Consider the following 23,524-nt stretch of genomic DNA (forward strand, 5'->3'; position numbering starts at 1 on the left):
GTACGTTCAGGGCATGCCCCAGCCCGCCAAGTCCTCACGTACACCAGCTACGACCGACGCTCCGGAGAGCGCCGCAGGCTCTCGCGCCGCCGCCCAGCGGCTCAAGATGCGCCGGGAATTGGCGGCCGCCGCGATGGAGCTCTTCGCGACCAAGGGGTACGAGGCGACCACCGTCGACGAGATCGCGGCGGCGGCCGGGGTCGCCCGCCGCACGTTCTTCCGCCACTTCCGCTCCAAGGAAGAGGCGATCTTCCCCGACCATGACGACACCCTGATCCGCGCCGAGGCGGTGCTCAACGCCGCGCCCGCGCACGAGCATCCGCTCGACACGGTGTGCCGCGGCATCAAGGAAGTCATGAAGATGTACGCGGCCCGGCCCGAGATCTCGGTCGCCCGCTACAAGCTGACGCGTGAGGTGCCCACGCTGCGCGAGGCGGAGATCGCCTCGGTGGCCCGCTACGAGCGGCTGTTCACCCGCTATCTCCTCGGCCACTTCGACGAGCGCGCGCACGCCGACGACGCCAACGACGACCCGCTGCTGGCGGAGGTCGCCGCGTCCGCCGTGGTCACCGCCCACAACCACGTCCTGCGGCGCTGGCTGCGGGCCGGCGGGCAGGGGGACGTGGAGACGCAGCTGGACCACGCCTTCGCGATCGTGCGCAAGACCTTCGGCACGGGCATCGGGGCCGGGCGCTCCACGGACCCGCAGCCGGCCGCGGCCACGGCGTCGGCCCAGGGCGAGGTGCTGGTGACCGTCGCCCGTACCGACGCTCCTCTGGACGAGGTCATGAGGACGATCGAGCAGGCACTCAAGGAGCGCTGAGCAGCTCGCACCACTGTGATGACGGCCACCCCCGGGGTGGCCGTTTTGGCATGTCAGAGGGCGTTTTGACGTGCCTCGCCGAGGCCATTCGATCGATCATCGCTCATTTGTTACGTAAAGATTTCATCTGAGAGCAAGTTCTGGCACTCAGTGCCTTGCGGGGTGACACGCGGTGTCATACGTTGGAGAGGTCCGGGCGACGTCCCAGCAAGCCCACCGCCTGCTCGCCCGGACGCCTGCGTCACAGGCAACCTCCCGCGCCACCAAGCGCTGCCGAACAGCACCACCGCCGAACCGACGGCACACCCTCAACCCTCAGCAGCAACGACGTAACCCTCAGCGCCCCTCCCTCAGGGCGCACACCGCCGGAGGCAACACCGTGACCATGAAGGACATCCTGGCCGCGATCCAGTCGCCCGACTCCGTGTCGGAGGACTTCGCCGCCCTCCCGCTCCCCGAGTCGTACCGCGCGATCACCGTGCACAAGGACGAGACGGAGATGTTCGCGGGCCTCGCGACCCGCGACAAGGACCCCCGCAAGTCGATCCACCTGGACGAGGTTCCGGTCCCGGAGCTCGGCCCGGGCGAGGCCCTGGTGGCCGTCATGGCCTCCTCGGTCAACTACAACTCGGTGTGGACCTCGATCTTCGAGCCGCTGTCGACGTTCGGCTTCCTGGAGCGCTACGGCCGGCTCAGCGAGCTCACCAAGCGCCACGACCTGCCGTACCACGTCATCGGCTCCGACCTCGCGGGCGTCGTCCTGCGTACCGGCCCGGGCGTCAACGCCTGGCGGCCGGGCGACGAGGTCGTCGCGCACTGCCTCTCCGTCGAGCTGGAGTCCAGCGACGGCCACAACGACACGATGCTCGACCCCGAGCAGCGCATCTGGGGCTTCGAGACCAACTTCGGCGGCCTCGCGGAGGTCGCGCTGGTCAAGTCGAACCAGCTGATGCCCAAGCCCGACCACCTGAGCTGGGAGGAGGCCGCCGCCCCCGGCCTGGTCAACTCCACCGCCTACCGGCAGCTGGTCTCCCGCAACGGCGCCGGCATGAAGCAGGGCGACAACGTGCTCATCTGGGGCGCGAGCGGCGGACTCGGCTCCTACGCCACCCAGTTCGCGCTGGCCGGCGGCGCCAACCCGATCTGCGTCGTCTCCAGCGAGCAGAAGGCGGACATCTGCCGGTCGATGGGCGCCGACGCGATCATCGACCGCAACGCCGAGGGCTACAAGTTCTGGAAGGACGAGAACACCCAGGACCCCAAGGAGTGGAAGCGCTTCGGCAAGCGCATCCGCGAGCTCACCGGCGGCGAGGACATCGACATCGTCTTCGAGCACCCCGGCCGCGAGACCTTCGGTGCCTCGGTCTTCGTCACCCGCAAGGGCGGCACCATCACCACCTGCGCCTCGACCTCGGGCTACATGCACGAGTACGACAACCGCTACCTGTGGATGTCGCTGAAGCGGATCATCGGCTCGCACTTCGCCAACTACCGCGAGGCCTGGGAGGCCAACCGGCTCATCGCGAAGGGCAAGATCCACCCCACCCTGTCGAAGGTGTACTCCCTGGAGGACACCGGTCAGGCCGCGTTCGACGTGCACCGCAACCTCCACCAGGGCAAGGTCGGCGTGCTCGCGCTGGCCCCCGAGGAGGGCCTGGGCGTGCGCGACCACGAGAAGCGCGCCCAGCACATCGACGCCATCAACCGCTTCCGGAACATCTGAGGTCACAGATGACTGAGCGTCAGACCGCGCCTGTGCCCGAGGGCGCGCCCGTGTCGAAAGAGACGAAGACAAGGGAGCGAAGCGACCGCGGGCTGAGGAACGTCGACACGGGCACAGAGCGCCCTCGGGCACAGGCGCAAAAAGAAAGGGACCGGCCGTGGCTCATGCGCACCTACGCCGGTCACTCCACGGCCGAGGCGTCCAACGAGCTGTACCGACGCAACCTCGCCAAGGGCCAGACGGGTCTGTCGGTGGCGTTCGACCTGCCGACGCAGACCGGCTACGACTCCGACCACATCCTCGCCCGCGGCGAGGTCGGCCGGGTCGGTGTGCCGATCGCGCACCTCGGTGACATGCGCCGGCTGTTCCAGGACATCCCCCTGGAGCAGATGAACACCTCGATGACCATCAACGCCACGGCCATGTGGCTGCTGGCGCTCTACCAGGTCGTCGCCGAGGAGCAGGGCGCGGACATCACCCAGCTCCAGGGCACGACCCAGAACGACATCGTCAAGGAGTACCTGTCCCGCGGCACCCATGTGTTCCCGCCGGGGCCGTCGCTCCGTCTGACGACGGACATGATCGCGTACACGGTCTCCCACATCCCGAAGTGGAACCCGATCAACATCTGCAGCTACCACCTGCAGGAGGCGGGCGCCACACCGGTGCAGGAGATCGCGTACGCGATGTCCACCGCGATCGCCGTGCTGGACGCCGTGCGCGACTCCGGCCAGGTGCCGCAGGAGCGCATGGGCGACGTGGTCGGCCGTATCTCCTTCTTCGTGAACGCGGGCGTCCGCTTCGTCGAGGAGATGTGCAAGATGCGCGCCTTCGGCCGCATCTGGGACCAGGTCACCCGTGAGCGGTACGGCATCGAGAACCCCAAGCACCGCCGCTTCCGCTACGGCGTCCAGGTCAACTCGCTGGGCCTGACGGAGGCCCAGCCGGAGAACAACGTCCAGCGGATCGTGCTCGAGATGCTGGCCGTGACCCTCTCCAAGGACGCACGCGCGCGTGCCGTGCAGCTCCCCGCCTGGAACGAGGCCCTCGGCCTGCCCCGCCCCTGGGACCAGCAGTGGTCGCTGCGCATCCAGCAGGTGCTGGCCTACGAGAGCGACCTGCTGGAGTACGAGGACATCTTCGACGGCTCGAAGGTGATCGAGGCGAAGGTGGAGGAACTGGTCGAGTCCGCCCTCGCGGAGATCGACCGCATCCAGGAGATGGGCGGCGCGATGGCGGCCGTCGAGTCCGGCTACCTCAAGTCGCAGCTGGTCGCCTCGCACGCGGAACGCCGGGGCCGGATCGAGTCGGGCCAGGAGAAGATCATCGGTGTCAACGCCTTCGAGGGCACCGAGCCGAACCCGCTGACCGCCGACCTGGACACCGCGATCCAGACGGTCGACCCGGAGGTCGAGGCCCGCGTCATCGCCTCGCTCCAGCAGTGGCGCGACAACCGCTACCAGCCGCCCTTCAACCACCCGCGCCCCTGCAAGGCGCTGGAACGGCTGAAGGACGCCGCCCGCGGCACGGAGAACCTCATGGAGGCCACCCTGGAGTGCGCCCGCGCCGGGGCGACGACCGGCGAGTGGGCCGGGGCCCTGCGCGAGGTGTTCGGCGAGTTCCGCGCCCCGACGGGCGTCTCGTCGGCGCCCGTGGCCGTCCCGGTCGAGGAGGGCAGCACGCTGGACCTGGTCCGCCGCAAGGTGGACGTCACGGCCAAGGACCTGGGAGTCGGCAAGCTGCGCTTCCTGGTCGGCAAGCCGGGCCTGGACGGGCACTCCAACGGCGCCGAGCAGATCGCGGTCCGCGCGCGGGACGCCGGCTTCGAGGTGGTCTACCAGGGCATCCGGCTGACGCCCGAGCAGATCGTGGACGCGGCCCTCGCGGAGGACGTGCACGCGGTCGGCCTGTCCATCCTGTCCGGCTCGCACGCCCAGCTGGTCCCGGACGTCCTCGAACGGCTCCGTGTGGCCGGTGCCACAGATATACCCGTGATCGCCGGTGGCATCATCCCGAATGGTGACGCCGAGCAGCTCAGGCAAGCCGGAGTGGCCGCCGTCTTCACCCCGAAGGACTTCGACATCACCGGAATCATCGGCCGCATCGTCGACGAGATCCGGAAAGCGAACAAGCTCGACCCCCTGGAGGTCCCCGCATGACCACGGTCAACCGCCTTCGCCCCCGGCGTTCCTGCCTGGCGGTACCGGGCTCGAACCCCCGCTTCCTGGAGAAGGCACAGGGCCTCCCGGCCGACCAGGTCTTCCTCGACCTGGAGGACGCGTGCGCCCCGCTCGCCAAGCCCGAGGCGCGGCACACCATCGTGAAGTTCCTGAACGAGGGCGACTGGACGGGCAAGACGCGCGTCGTGCGGGTCAACGACTGGACGACCGAGTGGACGTACCGGGACGTCGTCACGGTCGTCGAGGGCGCCGGCCAGAACCTCGACTGCATCATGCTGCCGAAGGTGCAGACGGCCCAGCAGGTCGTCGCCCTCGACCTGCTGCTGACGCAGATCGAGAAGACGATGGGCTTCGAGGTCGGCAAGATCGGCATCGAGGCGCAGATCGAGAACGCGCAGGGCCTGAACAACGTCAACGAGATCGCGACGGCCTCCCCGCGCGTCGAGACGATCATCTTCGGCCCGGCCGACTTCATGGCCTCCATCAACATGAAGTCGCTGGTCGTGGGCGAGCAGCCGCCCGGCTACCCGGCGGACGCCTACCACTACATCCTGATGAAGATCCTGATGGCCGCCCGCGCCAACAACCTCCAGGCGATCGACGGCCCCTACCTCCAGATCCGCAACATCGACGGCTACCGCGAGGTCGCCCAGCGCGCCGCCGCGCTCGGCTTCGACGGCAAGTGGGTGCTGCACCCGGGCCAGGTCGAGGCGTCCAACGAGATCTTCTCGCCCTCGCAGGAGGACTACGACCACGCCGAGCTGATCCTGGACGCGTACGACTACTACACGTCCGAGGCGGGCGGCAAGAAGGGCTCCGCGATGCTCGGCGACGAGATGATCGACGAGGCCAGCCGCAAGATGGCCCTGGTCGTCTCCGGCAAGGGACGCGCCGCCGGCATGCAGCGCACCAGCAAGTTCGAGATCCCGGAGGCGTGACGACGATGCAGTTCGGACGCACCTACGAGGAGTTCGAGGTCGGGGCGACGTACAAGCACTGGCCGGGCAAGACGGTCACGGAGTACGACGACCACCTGTTCTGTCTCCTCACCATGAACCACCACCCCCTCCACATGGACACCAACTATGCGGAGAAGACGACGGACTTCGGCAAGAACGTCGTCGTGGGCAACTACATCTACTCCCTCCTGCTCGGCATGTCGGTCCCGGACATCTCCGGCAAGGCCATCGCCAACCTGGAGATCGAGTCGCTCAAGCACGTGGCGCCGACCTTCCACGGCGACACCGTCTACGGCCAGACGACCGTGCTCGACAAGTGGCCGTCGAAGTCGAAGAGCGACCGCGGCATCGTCTATGTCGAGACCAAGGGCTACAAGCAGGACGGCACGCTGGTCTGCGTGTTCCGCCGCAAGGTCATGGTGCCGACCGAGACCTACATCAAGGAGCGCGGCGGCGAGCAGCCCGGCCGCCCCGAGCTCAAGGAGCAGGAGAAGTAGCCATGGCGCGACTCGCCCAGACCGCCGGTCTGACGGACATCCAGCAGGAGATCCTGTCCACCGTCCGGGACTTCGTGGACAAGGAGATCATCCCGGTCGCGACGGAGCTGGAGCACCGCGACGAGTACCCGCAGCAGATCGTCGACGGGCTGAAGGAGTTGGGCCTGTTCGGCCTGATGATCCCCGAGGAGTACGGGGGCCTGGGCGAGTCTCTCCTGACGTACGCGCTGTGCGTGGAGGAGATCGCCCGCGGGTGGATGTCGGTGTCCGGCATCATCAACACCCACTTCATCGTGGCGTACATGCTCAAGCAGCACGGAACGCAGGAACAGAAGGACCATTTCCTGCCGAAGATGGCGGCGGGCGACATTCGCGGCGCGTTCTCGATGTCGGAGCCGGCCCTCGGCTCGGACGTCTCGGCGATCACGTCGAAGGCGGTGCGGGACGGCGAGGAGTACGTCCTGAACGGCCAGAAGATGTGGCTGACCAACGGCGGAACGTCGTCTTTGGTGGCCGTTCTGGTCCGAAGTGACGAAGGTCACCCCGAGGGCACCGCGCCCCACAAGTCGATGACGACCTTCCTCGTCGAGAAGGAGCCCGGCTTCGGTGAGGTCCGGCCCGGCCTCACCATCCCCGGCAAGATCGACAAGATGGGTTACAAGGGGGTCGACACCACCGAACTCATCATGGATGGCCTGCGGATTCCTGCGGATCGCGTGCTCGGCGGGGTCACCGGCCGTGGTTTCTACCAGATGATGGACGGCGTGGAGGTCGGGCGCGTGAACGTGGCGGCGCGTGGCTGCGGCGTCGCTCAGCGTGCGTTCGAACTGGGTGTCCAGTACGCGCAGCAGCGTCACACCTTCGGGAAGCCGATCGCCCAGCACCAGGCGATCCAGTTCAAGCTGGCCGAGATGGCTACCAAGGTCGAGGCCGCGCATGCGATGATGGTGAATGCAGCTCGCAAAAAGGACTCCGGGGAGCGAAACGACCTCGAGGCCGGCATGGCGAAATACCTCGCCTCCGAGTACTGCAAGGAAGTCGTCGAGGACGCCTTCCGGATCCACGGCGGCTACGGCTTCTCCAAGGAGTACGAGATCGAACGCCTCTACCGTGAGGCGCCGATGCTGCTCATCGGTGAAGGTACCGCCGAGATCCAGAAAATGATCATCGGTCGGCGACTGCTCGAAGAGTATCGATTCCAGGGCTAGATGTCCGGATACGGGGTGTTTTCTTGGAGAAGAAGATCACACCCCGTCAGCACTCTTCAGCCGCCGACTCGGCTGCCTGGCTTACCCAGTTACGGCCCCGAGCCGCTACGATCGCCGGAAAGCCGCCGTCCCCCGTCAGAGTGCGGCCTCATCCGCTACGAAGGTCATCCATGCCCCACAGCCAAACCTCTGCACCACGCGACAGCCGGGCCGGCGTACGCCTCGCGCGCGGAGCATCGCCGTGGCTCCTTCCGACCGTCGCCACCGCAGCCCTCAGCCTGGCCCGTGCCCGCCGCTCCGGCGCCGCCAAGGCCGTCGCCGTTCCCGCCACCGCGCTCGCGGCGGGAATGCTGTGGTTCTTCCGCGACCCCGAGCGCGAGATCACCCAGGGCCGGGTCATCTCGCCCGCCGACGGTGTGGTGCAGAGCATCATGCCGTGGAAGGACGGCCGCACCCGCGTCGCGATCTTCATGAGCCCGCTCAACGTGCACGTCAACCGCGCGCCGCTGGCCGGCACGGTGACGTCGGTCGAGCACATCCCCGGTGGCTTTGTTCCCGCTTTCAACAAGGAGAGCGAGAACAACGAGCGGGTCGTGTGGCACTTCGACACCGAGCTCGGCGACATCGAGATGATCCAGATCGCCGGCGCGGTCGCCCGTCGCATCGTTCCCTACGTCCCCCAGGGCACCAAGGTCGAGCAGGGCGAGCGGATCGGCCTGATCCGCTTCGGCTCGCGTGTCGACCTCTACCTGCCCGAGGGCGTGGAGGTCGCGGTCGAGGTCGGTCAGAAGACCGTGGCGGGGGTGACTCGCATTGACCGTGATTGATCCTGATACCAAGGCCGGCTGGGTCCCGGAGGCCGACGAGGTCGACGAAGAAGAGGAGATGCCCCTCTCTCTTCGCCTGTCGATAGCGGACACCCTGACCCTCGGCAACGCCACGTGCGGCTTCATGGCGGTGTACTTCACCACCACCGGCATCCTGATCCCGCACCTCACGGGCAGCCAGGAGACCGGCATGGCCCGCCACAGCGCGGCCACGGCGGTCATCCTCATGCTCTGCGCGGCGGTCTTCGACCTGTTCGACGGTCTGGTGGCGCGCAAGCTGCGCTCCTCCCCCATGGGCGCGGAGCTGGACAACCTGTCCGACCTGATCAGCTTCGGCCTGGCGCCCGCGTACTTCGTCCTCGTGTACGGCATGGTCGCGGACGACGCGCACCAGCGGGTGGCGGCGGTCGGGGCGATCGTCGTGCTGCTGGCGGTGGTGCTGCGGCTTGCGCGGTTCAGTTGCGTCACGGTCAAGGACGGCACGTTCCAGGGCATGCCGTCGCCGTTCGGGGCGCTGACGGTCGTGTCGATCGTGCTGCTGGAGCTGCCCTTCGTGGCGACGCTGCTGGCGATCCTGGGGACGGCGTGGCTGATGGTGAGCCGGGTCGAGTACCCGAAGCCGCGAGGGCGGCTCGCCGTGGCGATGCTGTCGTGGATCGTGCTGAGCATGGGGCTGCTGGCGGCGTGGGCGTTCGACGCGCCGAGCGGGCAGCTGCTGCTGCAGACGGGGTGTGCGCTTCAGCTGGTCATGGGGGCGGTGATTCCGCTGTTCGCGACGGCTCGGCGGGTGAACAACTTCCGTGGCAGCCGGCGGGAGGCGCGGGCGGCGCAGCCGTAGCGTCGCACTGGCTTGGGCCCTGGACCGGGATTCGGTTCGGGGCCCTTCGCATGTCCGGGTTCGTGGGGGTCATGTCCCTGGGGGCTCCGCCCCCAGACCCCCGGGCATCGGCTGCGGCGCCGTCGTGGCGGGTCGCGCAGTTCCCCGCGCCCCCGGGGGGGCGGCGTCGCCCCGGGGGGCGGGGAACTGCGCGAGCAACGCCCACCGGCCCGCACCCGGCCCACCGGCCGCCAGAATCAGCCGGACAGAAGTCCGCTCAGGTCAGGAAGTCCCTCGCGATGCACTCCGCCACCCGTTCCAGGATCGGGCCCGCGTCCGCGATGCACTTCGCCACGTCCGGCTCCGCGTCCGTCAGGGGGTAGGCCCGGCGGAAGCCGGACCGGCCCAGTACCTCCGGGGGCAGGGCGAGGCGGCCGCAGACCGCTACCACGTCCTTGCCGGCGGCCCGGGCCGCCGCGGCGACGCCCGCCGGGGCCTTGCCGTGCAGGGTCTGTTCGTCGAGGGAACCCTCGCCCGTGATCACCAGGTCGGCACGGTCCAGCGCGGGGGCGAAGCCCAGGACGTCGAGCATCACCTCGATGCCGGGGCGGAACCTGGCGCCCAGCAGCAGGGCGCCGTAGCCGATGCCGCCCGCCGCGCCCGCGCCGGGCGAGGCGGCGTACTCGGCGGCCTTCGGACCGGCCGGCCCCTCCAGCACCTTCGCGAAGTGCGCGAGGGCGGTGTCCAGAGCCGCCACGTCGTCCGGCGAGGCGCCCTTCTGCGGGCCGTAGACCGCGGGCGCGCCCTTCGGGCCGGTCAGCGGGTTGTCGACGTCGCTGGCGAGGACCAGCTCGACCTCGGTCAGGCGCGGGTCGAGGCCCGAGAGGTCGGCCGTGGCCAGATCGGCGAGGCCGCCGCCGCCCGGCGGTACCGGCTCACCGTCGGCGTCCAGGAACCGGGCGCCCAGCGCGGACAGCATTCCGGCGCCGCCGTCCGTGGTGGCGCTGCCGCCCACCCCGAAGACGATCGTGCGGGCACCCGCGTCCAGGGCGGCCCGAAGCAGCTCGCCGGAGCCGTACGTGGACGCCGTGAGCGGGGCGAAGACGCCGGCGGGCAGCCGCTGGAGCCCGCTCGCCTCGGCCATCTCCACGACCGCGGTGCCGTCGCGCAGCGCGAACGCCGCCGTCACCTCACCGCCGAGGGGGCCGGCGACCCGTACCTCCCGGCGCTCGAACCCGGCCGCGACCGCCGCGGCCACGGTGCCGTCGCCGCCGTCGGCCACGGGCAGCGCCTCGACCTCGAGGTGCGGCACGGCCCGGCGGAGCCCGGCCGTCACCCGCTCGGCGACCTCCACGGCCGTCAGCGACCCCTTGAACTTGTCCGCGGCGACGAGCACCCGCTGCGTCGTTCGGGTACCGCTCACTGCAGCGTCCGCCACTTGCACTCCCCTTGCTCTCCGGGCCCTCACGCACGTCAGGGCCAGTCGCGCCGCTGCGACCTTAACCTCAGGACGCCCCGGCCGTCAGCATCTGCCCGACTCCTGGACCTGCGGCCCCACCCCCTCGGGCGATCCCGTGGAAACGGGTAGACCGTAACCATGACGCTCGTCGACACCGAAGCAGCGCTCGCCGACCGCATCCTCGGCGGCTGGCTGGGCCGTATCGCGGGAAACATGCTCGGCAAGCCGGTCGAACAGGGCGAGGTCTGGACGCGCGACCGCATCGACCGCTACCTCAGAAAGGCCGCCGCCCTCCCCCTGACCGACTACCTGCCCGAGCCCATCGGCGACGACGAGTCCGCGCTGCGGCCCGAGTGGCGCCAGTGTGTGCGCGGGCGGATCCACGGCAGCTGTCGCGACGACGACGTCGACTACGCGATCCTCGGCCTCCACCTGCTGGAGACCCACGGCTTCGGCTTCAGCACCGAGCAGGTCGGCGACCTGTGGCTGCTGCGGCTGCCGTACCTGCAGACGTTCACCGCCGAGCGGGCCGCGTACCGCAATCTGGCCGACGGGCTCAAGCCGCCGCTGACGGCGACGTACGACAATCCGTACCAGGAGTGGATCGGGGCGCTGATCAGGGCCGACATCTACGGCTGGACCTGCCCGGGCGTGCCGCGCCGGGCCGCCTCGCTGGCCCGGCGGGACGCGGTGCTGTCGCACACCGGCAACGGGGTCTACGGGGCGATGTGGGCGGCGGCGCTGATCTCGGCGGCGTTCACGGCGCCCACCGTGCGGCACGCTGTCGACCAGGCCCTGACCGTGATCCCGGCGAGCAGCCGTCTGGCCCGGACGGTACGCCGGGTGGTCTCCCTGCACGACACCCGGATGTCCTGGGAGGACACGCTCACCACGATCACCGAGGAGACCCTCGGGATGGGCTGGATCCACACCGTTCCGAATGCCGCCGTGCTGACCGCCGGCCTGCTCTACGGAGACGGCGACTTCACGCGCACCATCACCCTGACTGTCCGGGGCGGCCTGGACACCGATTCCAACGGGGCGACCGCGGGTTCGGTGGTGGGCGTGTTCGGCGGGGCGGCCGCCATCCCGGACCACTGGAAGGCGCCGCTGGAGGACACGGTCCGCAGTGCGGTGTTCGGGTTCGACGGGGTGCGGATCAGCGAGCTGGCGGAGCGGACGCTGCGGCTGGCGGAGCCGGCGGCCTGACCGTGGAGAACCGGCCATTCCCGGCCGGTGGCGGTGCCGGACTTGGTCTTCCGCTTGGGGATCCGGGGCTCATCGAGGCTCAGCATCGGCCACGGCTTCCGGGCGCTCCCGGCCGTTCCGCTTGAAAGCGCTTCCATTCGGCTGATTCCGGCCACTTACTCATCGCCTGACGATGTCGATCAAACCCGACCGTAAAGTGATCTGGCCATCGAGCCAGTCGATCATTTCCAGTCATCCGGTCCGCTTCCTCGCGCCCGACAGAAAGCGTCTGCTTGTCATGTCTCGTCTCAGAACCGCCCTGCGTGCCGCCGCCTCCGCGACCGTCCTGTCCGCCGCCGTGCTCACCGCGCCGCAGGCCGTCGCCGTCGAACAGCCGTCGGTGCCGCTCTCGGCCGGGGCCGACGCCGAGACCGTGGCCCTCGCGCAGGCCGACCCGGCTGCCGCCGCGGCCGCGGCCAACGTCTGCGGCACCGGCTACACGCTGAAGAAGGGCATTCCGCTGCCCCTCGGCACCGACCCCGCCGAGCGCCTGGCGACCCTCTTCTCCTACGAGAACGGCGGCAAGGGCTGCGTCATCCTCGACAACAACGTCGGCAAGGCGCAGTACATGTACGTGCAGGTCTGCAAGGTGGGCGGTACGTCCTGCGACCCGGACTCGGGCAACTTCAGCGAGTACGCGGGCCCGGTGCGCGTCTCCAGCTTCGCCTGCGCCCCGGTGACCGCCAAGATGGGCTCGACCTCCAGCAGCCTCTACATCAACTACAAGTCCGACCGGGTCTTCCCCTGCGGCTGAGCCGGCTTCCGGTGGTTACCCTGCCCCAATGACCACCTCTGCTGACTTCGCCGCGTACATCGCGTCCCTGCCCCGCGTCCTGGCCGGTGCTGCCGCGCTGTTCCGGGACGGCGAGGGCAGGGTACTGCTCGTCGAGCCCAACTACCGGGACGGCTGGACGCTGCCCGGCGGCACGATCGAGTCGGACGACGGCGAGACCCCGCGGCAGGGCGCGCGGCGCGAGACGGCCGAGGAGATCGGCCTGGACCGTGAGCTCGGCCGGCTCCTGGCGGTGGACTGGGTGCACGGGCCTGGGCGTCCGCCGCTGGTGGCGTATCTGTACGACGGCGGGGTGCTCGGCGAGGACGCCCTCAAGGCGATCCGCCTCCAGGAGGAGGAACTGCTGTCCTGGCGCCTCGTACCGCGCGAGGAGCTGACCGACTACCTCCCGGGCGCCCTCGGGCGCCGCGTCCTCACCGCCCTGGACGTACTGGCGGACGGCTCGGGCACGGCGGAGCTGGAGAACGGCCGGCGGGTCGGCTGACGGGGCGGTGGGGCTGCGCCGCGCCACCTGATCGATCGGCGCAGCACGCCTCTCGGATATCCGTTCGCTCCGTGTGGCCCGGCGTCCTACCCTCGGATCATGGCCAAGCCCCTCGTCGCCCTGCTCACCGGTGCCGGTATCAGCACCGACTCCGGGATCCCGGACTACCGCGGTCCGAACGGGCTGTGGCGGCGGGATCCGGAGGCCGAGAAGCTCGTGACGTACGAGTACTACATGGGCGATCCGGAGATCCGGCGGCGGTCGTGGCAGATGCGGCGCAAGAACCGGACGCTGCGGGCCGAGCCCAATGCCGCCCACCGGGCCATCGCCGACCTGGAGGGGTCGGGGGTGCCGGTGCGGGTGATCACGCAGAACGTGGACGGGCTGCACCAGCTCGCCGGGATGCCCGCCCGCAAGGTCCTCGAACTGCACGGCACGGCACGGAGTTTCGTGTGCACCGGCTGCCACGTCCGCGGCCCGATGCAGGACGCGCTGGCCCGGGTCGAGGCCGGTGAGGACGATCCGCCGTGCCTGGAGTGCGGTGGTGTCCTGAAGTCGGCGACCGTGATGTTCGGCGAGCGGCTCGACCCCGTCGTCCTCGGCGAGGCGGCCGCCATCAGCAAGGCCTGCCAGGTGTTCATCGCCGTCGGCACGAGCCTCCAGGTCCAGCCCGCCGCCGGCCTCGCCGGTGTCGCCGCCGACCACGGCGCCCGCCTGATCATCGTCAACGCCGAGCCGACGCCGTACGACGAGCGCGCCGACGAGATCGTCCGGGAACCCATCGGAACGGCCCTGCCCGAGCTGTTGCGCCGCCTCGGCGACGCCGCCTAGAACAGCGCGGCCCCGCTCTCGAACTCCAGCAGGCGGCGTTTGCGCTCCAGGCCGCCGCCGTAGCCCGTGAGGCTGCCGTTCGCGCCGATGACGCGGTGGCAGGGGACGATGACGCCGATGGGGTTGCGGCCGTTGGCGAGGCCGACCGCGCGGGAGGCGGTGGGGGTGCCGAGGGCGTGGGCGAGTTCGCCGTAGGTGCGGGTCTCGCCGTACGGGATGCGGCTCAGTCGCTCCCAGACGGTGCGCTGGAACGGGGTGCCCGTCAGGCGGAGTTCGACGGTGAACTCCCTGAGCTCGCCCGCGAAGTACGCCTCGAGTTGTTCCTCCGCCTCCGCGAACAGGGTGTCGTCGCGGGTGCCGAAGGTCTCCTGAGGCGGGCGGTGGCGCTGGCCGGTCATGTAGAGGCCGCACAGGACTCCGTCGTCGGCGACGAGGGTGAGGGGGCCGTAGGGGCTGTCGGTCACGGTGTGGTGCTTCATCGAACGTCCTTATACCGGGAGGAAGTTGATCGGGTGGCTGTCCGTCGCCCAGAGGTACTGGACGGCGTAGGCCCGCCACGGGCGCCAGGCGGCCGCGCGTGCGGTGAGCGCCGCGGGCGTGGACGGCAGGCCCAGCTCCTGTGCGGCGCGGCGGATGCCGAGGTCGGTGGGGAGGAAGGCGTCCGGGTCGCCGAGTGCGCGCATGGCGATGACGTCGGCCGTCCAGGGGCCGAAGCCGGGCAGGGCGAGGAGCTGGGCGCGGCTGCGCGGCCAGTCGCTCTCCACTCCCAGGTGGAGCTCGCCTTCGGCGAGTTGACGGACCAGGGTGGTGAAGGTGGTGCGGCGGCTGCGGGGCATCGCCAGCGACTCGGGGTTCAGTGCCGCGAGGGCATCGGGTGCCGGGAAGAGGTGGGTGAGCCCGCCCTCGGGGTCGTCGACCGGTTCGCCGTGCGCGGTGACCAGGCGGGCCGCGTGCGTGCGGGCGGCGGCGGTGGAGACCTGCTGGCCGAGCACGGCCCGGACGGCGAACTCGGCCTCGTCCACCGTGCGCGGGACACGCCGGCCGGGTGCCTTGTCGACCAGTGGCGCGAGGACCGGGTCGGTGCGCAGCTGGTCGTCGATGGCGACCGGGTCTGCGTCGAGGTCGAGCAGGCGGCGGCAGCGGCTGATGGCGACGGTCAGATCGCGCAGGTCACTGAGGGTGAGGCGGCAGGCGATGTGGTCGGGAGTGGGGGTGAGGGCGACGATGCCGTGGCCGTACGGGAGGCGCAGGGTGCGGCGGTAGGAACCGTCGCGCCACTCCTCCACCCCGGGTACGGCCGTCGCGGCGAGGTGGCCGAAGAGGTTGTCGGGGTTGAGGGGGGTCCGGAACGGCAGCCGCAGGGCGAGCGCGCCGGGTGTGCTCGTGCCCTGCCGCTTCGGGGCGCGGGTGCGCAGCTCGCTCGGGGACAGGGCGAAGACCTCGCGGACGGTGTCGTTGAAGGCGCGGATCGAGGCGAAGCCGGCGGCGAAGGCGAGCTGCGCCATCGGCAGGGTCGTCGTCTCGATGAGCAGCCGGGCCGTCTGGGCGCGCTGGGCCCGGGCGAGCGCGAGGGGGCCCGCGCCCAGTTCGGCGAGCAGCTGGCGCTCGACCTGCCGGGTGCTGTAGCCGAGCCGTCCGGCCAGGCCCGGCACGCCCTCGCGGTCCACTACGCCGTCGGCGATCAGCCGCATGGCGCGGGCCACCAGGTCGGCGCGCTGGTTCCACTCCGGGGAGCCGGGGCTGGTGTCGGGCCGGCAGCGCTTGCAGGCCCGGAACCCGGCCTGCTGGCAGGCCGCCGCGCTCGGGTGGAAGACCATGTTCTCCGGCTTGGGCGGCACGACCGGACAGCTGGGACGGCAGTAGATGCGGGTCGTCAGGACGGCCGTGAAGAACCAGCCGTCGAAGCGCGCGTCCTTGGACTGGACGGCGCGTACGCAACGCTCGGTGTCGGTGTGCATCCCCATCTGCATACGTCCAGCATCGGTCACCACCGGCGGGCGGGTCTGGCGAGAATCCGACATCGACCTGCCCCGACCGGGACAGATGAAGATTCATTCATGTGTTCGTGTGTGCCCGGTACGATGACGTCATGGGTCATGGAGCCGTCACCACCGCGCAGGACGCCGGCGAGCGCGTACGCCTGGACGCGGACAACGTCGCGAAGGTGGCCACCACGCTTCAGGCCCTGTCCACACCCTCCCGCCTGCTGATCCTCGCGCGGCTGCGGGAAGGCCCGCTGCCGGCCACCGAGTTGGCGGCCGAGGTGGGCATGGAGCAGTCGGCCTGCTCGCACCAGCTGCGGCTGCTGCGCAATCTGGGCCTGGTGGTGGGCGAGCGCCGGGGCCGTTCGGTCGTGTACGCGCTGCACGACCACCATGTCGCCGAGCTGCTCGACCAGGCCGTGTACCACGTGGAGCATCTGCGCCTGGGGATCAGCGACACCGCCGACTGAGGCGGCGGCGCCGCTGTCCCACCGTTCGTTCTATTCGGTCGCCGTCGGCCGGCGTGAGGCCTCCATCGCCTCACTCACCCGCGTCAGCGGACGCAGCCGGTAGGTGAACGCGTAGTCGCGGCCCGCGAGCAGCTTGAACTCGTCGTGCGTGTGCGCTCCCCAGCTGTTGTCGCCGCCCACGCCCATCTGGCGGTGGTTGATCCGCAGCACCACCGCGTCCCGCGGGGTGAGCTGATAGTCGTGGCGGGCGCCGACCGACAGGTCCTCCGGGGTGAAGCGCGAGGCGTTGACCTCCAGCAGCGGCTCGGCGGAGACGAGCAGTCCGCGTCCGGCGCCGTCCGTCAGCGCGGCCCAGCGGACGTCGGTCTTGTTGCCGTTCTCCTGGGGCCGCAGGTAGGAGGTCCACTGCTCGGCGACGGTGCCGGAGTACAGGCCCACGTCGGTGCTGTTGTTGCGGTCCCACATGTTCTCCTCGGGGCCGCGGCCGTAGTAGTGCAGCCGGTCCAGCCGGCGCGGCAGGAACAGCAGGGTGCCGACCTCGGGAATGTACGGCAGGTTCGAGGCGCCCGGGTGCAGGGTGTTGTCGACCTTGATCTCGCCGTTGCCGAAGACCGTGTAGGTGGTGGAGTACGTGGACTCCGTGCCGGTGGGCAGCGTGCCGGTGACGGTGACCTCGACGGCCCGGTCGCCCAGGGGCCGTACCCGTACGTCCGACACCTTCCGCTTCGTCCCGGCGTCGCGCCACACCTGGTTGCGGGTGTGGTGGCCGTTGCCCCGGTCGTTGTCGGTGGGCGCCCGCCAGAAGTTCGGGGCGGGGCCGGAGGTGATCAGGCGCGTGCCGACCGCCTCGTACGACGTGATGGTTCCCGTGCTCTTGTCGAACGTGACCGAGAAGTTCTTGCCCTTGACCGAGAGGGTCTGGTCCCCGTCCGTGTGGCGCAGGGTGGGCACGCCGGCGAGCGGCGCCGGTTTCACGGCAGGGGTACCGGCGTCGAGGGCCAGTTGCTGCTTGGCCACCTCGAAGCCCGCCTTGGCCCACTTGGTGCGTTCCTTGGTGGTGAAGGAGAGCTGGAGGAAGTACTCCGTGCCCGGCTCGGGCTTCGCCGGCAGCCGCACCGGCACCTTGATGTCCTTGCCGCTCAGCGGCGCCACATCGAGCTGGTCGCGAGTCAGCCGGCCGCGCTGGACGACCTTGCCGTCGGCGACGAGGGACCAACGCCCGTCGAACTCGCGAAGGTTGGTGAACAGGTACTCGTTGGTGAGCTTGACGGCGCCGGGCCCGCCCGGGGCCGGGGCGGCGTTGATCGCCTGGTAGATCTGCTTGACCTCGGCGGCCTTGCCCGTGTGGCCGCGGTCGGCGGTGACGATGCCGTCGCCGGAGAAGGCGCCGTCGTTGGGGTTGTCGCCCCAGTCGCCGCCGTAGGCGTAGAAGGTCTTGTCGCGCGGGCGCTTCTCGGTGAGCCCGACGGTGGCGGCGTCGAACCAGAACCGCACGCCCTCGTCGTCCGGGCCGCGGTCGTCCGAGGCCAGCTCCGCCGCGCTCAGCGGGCGGGCGTACACGCGAGCGCGCCGGATGGTGCCGCTGAACTCCCGGGTCGGGTTGTCGACGTCCGTGGCGAGCGCCAGGGACGCCGTGTTGTCGCTCGGGCGCCGGGTGGTCGTGCGGGTGCCTCGCACCGAGCCGTCGACGTACAGGGTGAGCGTGCCCGCGTCCGCGTCGAAGACACCGGCGACGTGGTGCTCCTTGCCCGTCCAGTCGTCGGGCAGCGCCCAGCTCGCGGTGACCCACTGGCCGCCGCCGTGGATGAAGAACTCCAGCGTTTTGTCGGACTGTTTGAGGGCGTACTGGGTGTCGCCCTTGGCGATGATGGGCTGGTGATAGCCGGTCACATGCGGGGTGACCCAGGCCTCCAGCGTGAGCGAACCGGTGAGGTCGAGGCGGGCGTCGCGGGGGAAGACGGTGCCGCCGAAGACGCCCTTGGCACGGTCGAAGGTGCCGGCGGGCGCCATGATCTCGCCGCGCAGCGCGCCCGGGCCGGACTCGGTCAGCAGCTTACGGGCCGGGGTGGGCCAGCTCAGGGCCTGGTCGACGAAGTCCCAGATCCAGCCGCCCTGGAGGACGTCGTAGCGGCGGACGATGTCCCAGTACTTCTTGAAGTTGCCGTTGGAGTTCCCCATGCCGTGGGAGTACTCGATCATCACGTACGGACGTGTGTCGTTCGTGTCCTTGGCACGGGCCTCGACGCGCTGCGGGCTGTCGTACATCTCGGAGCGGATGTCGCTGATGCCCGGGCGGTCGTCGCCCTCGTACTGGATGACGCGGGTGGGGTCGTAGCCGCGGATCCAGTCGTACATGGCGTTGAAGGTGGTGCCGCCGCCCGCCTCGTTACCTAGGGACCAGATGACCACCGAGGCGTGGTTCTTGTCGCGGTGGACCATGTTCTGGGCGCGGATCACGCACGCTTCGGTCCACTCGGGGTGACCGCTGCCGGGGAACTTGTCGCGGATGCCGTGGGTCTCGAGGTTGGTCTCGTCCACGAGGTACAGGCCGTACTCGTCGGCGAGCTCCAGCCACAGCGGGCTGTTGGGGTAGTGCGAGGTGCGGACGCTGTTGATGTTGAGACGCTTGATGATCTCGATGTCCTCGATCATCTGGGCCCTGGTGAGCGCCGAGCCGGTGACGGGGTGCATCTCGTGCCGGTTGGTGCCGCGGAAGGACACCGGCTTGCCGTTGATGCGCATCAGGCCGTCCTTGAGCGCGAACTCGCGGAAGCCGACCCGGTGCGAGAGGGTCTCGACCACCTTGCCGGCCGGGTCGCGCAGCCGCAGGACGGCGGTGTAGAGGTTCGGGTGCTCGGCCGACCAGAGTTTCGGCGACGGGACGGCTCTGGACGCCTCGGCGGTGGCCTCGCCGCCGGCCGGGACGTCGACGGGCTGCTGGAGCGGCCGGGACCAGACGGCGTGGCCGCGCGCGTCGTAGAGCTGGGTCTCGACGGTGTAGCGGCCCGCGCCCTCGCCGCCGTAGTCGCGGACATGTGCCGTGACCTTGAGGTCGGCGGAGGCGTAGTCGTCGCCGAGCGGGGTGTCCAGTTTGAAGTCGCGCAGGTGCACGGAGGGCGTGGAGTACAGATGGACCGAGCGGAAGATGCCGCTCAGCCGGATCATGTCCTGATCCTCCAGCCACTCCGCGTCGGAGTAGCGGTAGACCTCGACGGCGATCTGGTTGGTGCCCGGCTTGAGGTGGCGGGTGATGTCGTACTCGGCGGAGGTGTAGGAGTCCTCGTGGTAGCCCACCAGTTCGCCGTTGATCCACACGTAGTGGGCGGACTTCACGCCCTCGAAGTGCAGGAAGGTGCGGCGGCCCGACCAGCTCTTCGGGACGGTGAACGTACGGCGGTACTGGCCGACGGGGTTGTAGCGGGTCGGGGCGGCCGGCGGCTGGGCGTCCTCGCCGCCGCCGTTGGGGCCCCACCAGGGGTAGGTGATGTTGATGTAGATCGGGAAGTCGTAGCCCTGCAACTGCCAGGCGGAGGGCACGGGGATGGTGTCCCAGCCGGAGTCGTCGACGTCGGTGCGGTAGAAGTCGGTGTCCCGGTCGTCGGGCCGGTCGGCGTAGGCGAACTTCCACTTGCCGTCGAGGCTCTGCCGGTACGGCGAACGCGTGCGGTCGGCGTCCAGTGCCTGCCCGAGGTCCGCGTACGGCATCAGCGTGGTGTGCGGTGGCTCCGTGCCCACCCGGTACACGGCCAGTCCGTCGTTCCACTCCGGAGGGCCGTCCGCCGCCGGGCGCCGGGCGGCCGCGTGCGCTGCGGTGGGCGACGCCGAGAGGGCGAGCGCGCCGAGTACGGCGGCGCCCCCTTCGAGCAGCCGGCGGCGGCTGACTACGGGCCGGTCGGCGGGAGACGGGAGCGGGTGCGGGTGCGGCATGACCGTGGCCTTCCTCGGTTCGACAGGTGCGGTGCTGCACGGACTGAGGGCACGTCAGCCACGATCCTCAACTGCACACCCTCGATGGGTGTTTCTGTTGGGATACGTGTCAACTGACGGTGACGGAGCAACTGCTGAGCAGGCACACCCTAGGACTCGCACACAATCGAAGCAATGACCGCGTCGGACTTTGTGCGGTCCTGATGGTTCGGCTGCTCTCAGGCCGTGAGGAAGGCGAGCACCTCGCTGATCAGGCGCGCGGGGGCGTCCAGCGGCACGAGATGCCCCGCCCCCGGTACCGGCCGCAGCCTGGCGCCAGGGATCATGGCGGCCAGTTCCTGCCCCTTGGCGAACGGGATCCAGGTGTCCTCGGTGCCCCAGCACACCGTCACGGGCAGATCGAGCGTGGGATACAGCGGCTGGATCTCGTCGGTGTAGCGCTGGTCGGCCTGCGCGATCTGGCGGTAGAAGGCGGCCTGCCCCCGCTCCCCCGTCCACGGCCGGACCAGCGCGTCGAGCGCGGCGGGACGCAGGCCCAGGTTGCTCGCGGACGTCACGTACTGCCGCACCAGGGCCTCGTGCAGGGGCGGCGGCAGCTGCTCGAAGACCTGGCTGTGCTCCCCGACCAGCCGGAAGAAGGGGGAACCCCAGGGCTCCAGGGCCACCGGGTCGACCACCGCGAGCCGCCGGTACCGGGCCCCGTGCAGCAGGTGCGCGCGCAGCGCCGCACAGCCGCCGAAGTCGTGCGCGACGACGGACGGCTCCGCGAGCTTCCAGTGCGCCAGCAGTTCGGTGAACACCTCCCCCTGGACGCCCAGCGAGACGTCCTGGCCCGGGTACATGTCCGAGGCGCCGTAGCCCGGCATGTCCCAGACGTGGACGGAGTACCCGACGGCGGCGAGTGCGGGAGCGATCTCATGCCAGACGTACGACGAGAAGGGCGTCCCGTGCAGCAGCACGACCGGCTCGCCGCCCGGATCCCCCAGCCGGTCCCAGCGGACGGTGCCCGCCGCCGTGTCCAGACTCTCCCGCAACGACCAGTCACTCATGACGGCACTCCCCCTCCATGGTCGGAACTGCGTTCCGACCCTCGATTTTTTGTCATTTCGGCGCGACAGCGTCGCTCCACCGACCGTACTGTGACCTCATCGGACAGCCTGCGCAACGGATCTTGGCCGGACCTTTTGCCGCGCCGGAAGGAGCGGCTCGCATGAACGGGTATGCGACCTCGGATCGCGACTCCGTCACGGCCGCGCCAGGCGGCCTGCTGGATCTTCTGAAGGTCGCGGCCGTGGTCCTGGACGCGGGCGGGCATATCGCCCTGTGGAGCCCCGAGATCGAGCAGCTGCTCGGCTACACCGCGGCGGAGGCCCTGCGCCGGCGCGCCGACACGCTCCTGGTCGCGCCCGAGAACCGGACCCGGGGCAGGGAACTGTTCGCCCAGGTCAGCTCAGGGGCCCGGTGGGCCGGTGTCTTCCCGCTGCGGCACAAGGACGGTACGGACCGGGCCGTGGAGTTCCGCACGATGCGTCTCCTCGACCCCGAGGGGCAGCCCCATCTGCTGGGCCTCGCCACGGACGCGACGACCGTACGGATCGTGGAGCGGGACCTCGCCCTCTCGCACAGCCTCGTCAACCAGACGCCGCTCGGCATCGCCGTGTTCGACAACGACCTGCGCTGGGTCGGGGTCAATCCCGCGCTGGAGCGGATGAACGGCGTGCCCGAGGAGGCCGTGCTGGGGCGCCGGGTCGGCGAGGTGCTGCCGGACCTGGACGTGAAGGCCATCGAGGCCCGGATGCGGCACGTCCTGGAGACCGGCAGACCCCTGCTCGACCAGCAGACCATCGGCCGTACGGCGGCGGACGTCCAGGACCGCGCCTACTCGGAGTCGTACCACCGCATCGAGGACACCGACGGGCGGGTGCTGGGCCTCGCGATGGCCGTACTGGACGTCACCGAGCGCCAGCAGGCCGCGGCCGAAGTCGCCCAGGCCCGCCGGCATCTGTCGGTGATCGCCGACGCCGGGGTGCGGATCGGCACCACGCTGGACCTCCAGCAGACCGCCAGGGAACTGGCCGACGTGGTGGTGTCGCAGCTCGCGGACCTGGCCGCCGTGGACGTGCTGGAGTCCGTCGTGACCCACGGCACGATCGCGCCGGTGTCGGGCGGCGCCCCCGCCGAGTTCAGAGCGCTGGCCGTCGCCGCCGGTTACCCCACCGACGCCATCCACGCCGCCGACCCGGTCGGCGAGCTCGCCACCTACGGCTCGTCACGGATCATCACGCAGTGCGTCCGCAGTGCCCGTCCTGTCCTGGTCGAGCGCGTGGACGCGAAGATGATGCGGCGCATCGCCCGGGACGGGCGGGCCGCGAAGACCCTGCGCGAGGCGGGCGCGCACTCCTACATGGCGGTGCCGCTGATGGCCCGCGGCAAGGTGCTCGGCACGCTCACCCTGTACCGCACCGTCGACGAACGCCCCTTCGACGACCGGGACCGGGTGCTCGCCTCGGAGCTCTCCGCCCGCGCCGCCATCTGCATCGACAACGCCCGCCTCTACGGACGCGAGCGCGGTACCGCCCTCACCCTGCAGCGCAGCCTGCTTCCCGCCGCGCCCGCCGAGCAGGAGGGGCTCGACATCGCCGCCCGCTACCGACCGGCCCTCAGCGAGGTCGGCGGCGACTGGTACGACGTACTGCCGCTGGGCCCGGGGCGCACCGCGCTCGTCGTCGGGGACGTCATGGGCAAGGGCGTCCAGGCCGCGGCGATCATGGGGCAGCTGAGCACGGCCACGCGGGCGCTGGCCCGGCTGGACCTGCCGCCCGCCGAGCTGCTGCGGCACCTCGACGACATCGCCGGCTCGCTCGGCGACGCGATCGCGACCTGCGTGTACGCCGTGTGCGACCTGGGGCGCGGCACCTGTGCCCTGTCCAGCGCGGGGCACCTGCCGCCCGTGCTCGCCGGGGCGGACGGCAGCGCGAAGCTCGTCGACGTGCCCGGCGGCGTACCGCTCGGGGTGGGGGGCGTGGAGTTCGGCACCGTGGAGGTGGAACTTCCCCCGGGCTCGCTGCTCGCCCTGTACACGGACGGGCTGGTCGAGAACCGCGGGGAGCCGATCGACACCGGGCTCAGCACGCTGACCCACCTCCTGCGGAACGCGGGCCCGAACCTGCAGCGGACCAGCGACAGCCTCCTCAGCGCGCTGAGCCCGGAGCCCGACGACGACGTGGCGCTGCTGCTGGTCCGCACGCGCGCCTGAGCGCTCTCGGCGGCAACTGTTAGCATGTTTGTGTGAGTTA

The 23,524-nt window shown here is 70.4% G+C and carries 19 protein-coding genes; 14 read left to right on the plus strand and 5 right to left on the minus strand.

Annotated elements, in window-relative coordinates; translation table 11 throughout:
* The first annotated feature begins 13 nt into the window (after nt 1–13).
* The 8 genes from AC07DF_RS38390 (at nt 14) to pssA (ending at nt 9,055) form a co-directional block, all read left to right on the plus strand.
* On the plus strand, nt 14–823 hold the full coding sequence (locus AC07DF_RS38390; RefSeq protein ID WP_382486801.1) for a TetR family transcriptional regulator: 810 nt from the start codon (nt 14–16) through the stop codon (nt 821–823).
* Nucleotides 824–1,208: 385 nt separating this feature from the next.
* On the plus strand, nt 1,209–2,546 hold the full coding sequence (gene ccrA / locus AC07DF_RS38395; RefSeq protein WP_478981888.1) for a crotonyl-CoA carboxylase/reductase: 1,338 nt from the start codon (nt 1,209–1,211) through the stop codon (nt 2,544–2,546).
* An 8-nt stretch (nt 2,547–2,554) separates the two neighbouring features.
* Complete coding sequence (locus AC07DF_RS38400; protein ID WP_478981686.1) at nt 2,555–4,705, plus strand: protein meaA; 2,151 nt, start codon at nt 2,555–2,557, stop codon at nt 4,703–4,705.
* Complete coding sequence (locus AC07DF_RS38405; protein ID WP_382486804.1) at nt 4,702–5,664, plus strand: HpcH/HpaI aldolase/citrate lyase family protein; 963 nt, start codon at nt 4,702–4,704, stop codon at nt 5,662–5,664. The genes AC07DF_RS38400 and AC07DF_RS38405 overlap by 4 nt, the downstream gene beginning before the upstream one ends.
* Before the next feature lie 5 nt (nt 5,665–5,669).
* On the plus strand, nt 5,670–6,182 hold the full coding sequence (locus tag AC07DF_RS38410; RefSeq protein ID WP_478981891.1) for a MaoC family dehydratase: 513 nt from the start codon (nt 5,670–5,672) through the stop codon (nt 6,180–6,182).
* Nucleotides 6,183–6,184: 2 nt separating this feature from the next.
* Nucleotides 6,185–7,390, plus strand: a complete 1,206-nt coding sequence (locus AC07DF_RS38415) for an acyl-CoA dehydrogenase family protein (protein ID WP_399016321.1) — start codon at nt 6,185–6,187, stop codon at nt 7,388–7,390.
* A 170-nt stretch (nt 7,391–7,560) separates the two neighbouring features.
* Entirely contained in the window at nt 7,561–8,217 is a 657-nt protein-coding gene (locus AC07DF_RS38420; protein ID WP_003994082.1) for a phosphatidylserine decarboxylase, read from the plus strand.
* Nucleotides 8,218–8,275: 58 nt separating this feature from the next.
* Entirely contained in the window at nt 8,276–9,055 is a 780-nt protein-coding gene (gene pssA / locus AC07DF_RS38425; RefSeq protein ID WP_478981893.1) for a CDP-diacylglycerol--serine O-phosphatidyltransferase, read from the plus strand.
* Nucleotides 9,056–9,311: 256 nt separating this feature from the next.
* On the opposite strand, the gene AC07DF_RS38430 is transcribed toward pssA, so the two are convergent.
* A complete protein-coding gene (locus tag AC07DF_RS38430) occupies nt 9,312–10,430 on the minus strand; it encodes a glycerate kinase family protein (protein ID WP_478981895.1) in 1,119 nt (372 codons plus the stop codon).
* Nucleotides 10,431–10,631: 201 nt separating this feature from the next.
* On the opposite strand from AC07DF_RS38430, the gene AC07DF_RS38435 reads away from it, so the two are divergent.
* The 4 genes from AC07DF_RS38435 to AC07DF_RS38450 all read left to right on the plus strand — a co-directional run bounded on the left by AC07DF_RS38435 (nt 10,632) and on the right by AC07DF_RS38450 (nt 13,849).
* On the plus strand, nt 10,632–11,702 hold the full coding sequence (locus tag AC07DF_RS38435; RefSeq protein ID WP_478981690.1) for an ADP-ribosylglycohydrolase family protein: 1,071 nt from the start codon (nt 10,632–10,634) through the stop codon (nt 11,700–11,702).
* 277 nt (nt 11,703–11,979) lie between these two features.
* A complete protein-coding gene (locus AC07DF_RS38440) occupies nt 11,980–12,495 on the plus strand; it encodes a hypothetical protein (RefSeq protein ID WP_478981692.1) in 516 nt (171 codons plus the stop codon).
* A gap of 28 nt (nt 12,496–12,523) precedes the next feature.
* Complete coding sequence (locus AC07DF_RS38445) at nt 12,524–13,018, plus strand: NUDIX domain-containing protein (protein ID WP_478981694.1); 495 nt, start codon at nt 12,524–12,526, stop codon at nt 13,016–13,018.
* Nucleotides 13,019–13,117: 99 nt separating this feature from the next.
* Nucleotides 13,118–13,849: an SIR2 family NAD-dependent protein deacylase gene (locus AC07DF_RS38450; RefSeq protein WP_478981696.1), complete on the plus strand. Its 732-nt coding sequence runs from the start codon at nt 13,118–13,120 to the stop codon at nt 13,847–13,849.
* Here the strand turns inward: AC07DF_RS38450 and AC07DF_RS38455 are convergent.
* Nucleotides 13,846–14,328 carry a methylated-DNA--[protein]-cysteine S-methyltransferase gene (locus AC07DF_RS38455; RefSeq protein ID WP_478981698.1) on the minus strand — a complete coding sequence of 161 codons (483 nt, stop codon included), beginning with the start codon at nt 14,326–14,328 and terminating at the stop codon, nt 13,846–13,848. The two genes, AC07DF_RS38450 and AC07DF_RS38455, sit on opposite strands and share 4 nt — an antisense overlap.
* 9 nt (nt 14,329–14,337) lie before the next feature.
* The gene (locus AC07DF_RS38460) at nt 14,338–15,807 is read right to left on the minus strand and encodes an AlkA N-terminal domain-containing protein (RefSeq protein WP_478981700.1); all 1,470 of its coding nucleotides are present in this window, start codon (nt 15,805–15,807) and stop codon (nt 14,338–14,340) included.
* 131 nt (nt 15,808–15,938) lie between these two features.
* Here AC07DF_RS38460 and AC07DF_RS38465 point away from each other — a divergent pair, with 131 nt between their 5' ends.
* Complete coding sequence (locus AC07DF_RS38465) at nt 15,939–16,301, plus strand: ArsR/SmtB family transcription factor (RefSeq protein WP_454361444.1); 363 nt, start codon at nt 15,939–15,941, stop codon at nt 16,299–16,301.
* Between the two features lie 30 nt (nt 16,302–16,331).
* On the opposite strand, the gene AC07DF_RS38470 is transcribed toward AC07DF_RS38465, so the two are convergent.
* Nucleotides 16,332–20,228 (minus strand): glycoside hydrolase family 2 TIM barrel-domain containing protein, encoded by a 3,897-nt coding sequence (locus AC07DF_RS38470; protein WP_478981702.1) that lies wholly within the window; start codon nt 20,226–20,228, stop codon nt 16,332–16,334.
* Nucleotides 20,229–20,446: 218 nt separating this feature from the next.
* Entirely contained in the window at nt 20,447–21,277 is an 831-nt protein-coding gene (locus tag AC07DF_RS38475) for an alpha/beta fold hydrolase (protein ID WP_478981704.1), read from the minus strand.
* A gap of 161 nt (nt 21,278–21,438) precedes the next feature.
* Between AC07DF_RS38475 and AC07DF_RS38480 the strand changes: the two genes are divergently transcribed.
* The gene (locus tag AC07DF_RS38480) at nt 21,439–23,484 is read left to right on the plus strand and encodes a SpoIIE family protein phosphatase (RefSeq protein WP_478981706.1); all 2,046 of its coding nucleotides are present in this window, start codon (nt 21,439–21,441) and stop codon (nt 23,482–23,484) included.
* The last annotated feature ends 40 nt before the right edge of the window (nt 23,485–23,524 follow it).

The sequence above is a fragment of the Streptomyces sp. NPDC044719 genome, assembly GCF_056433405.1.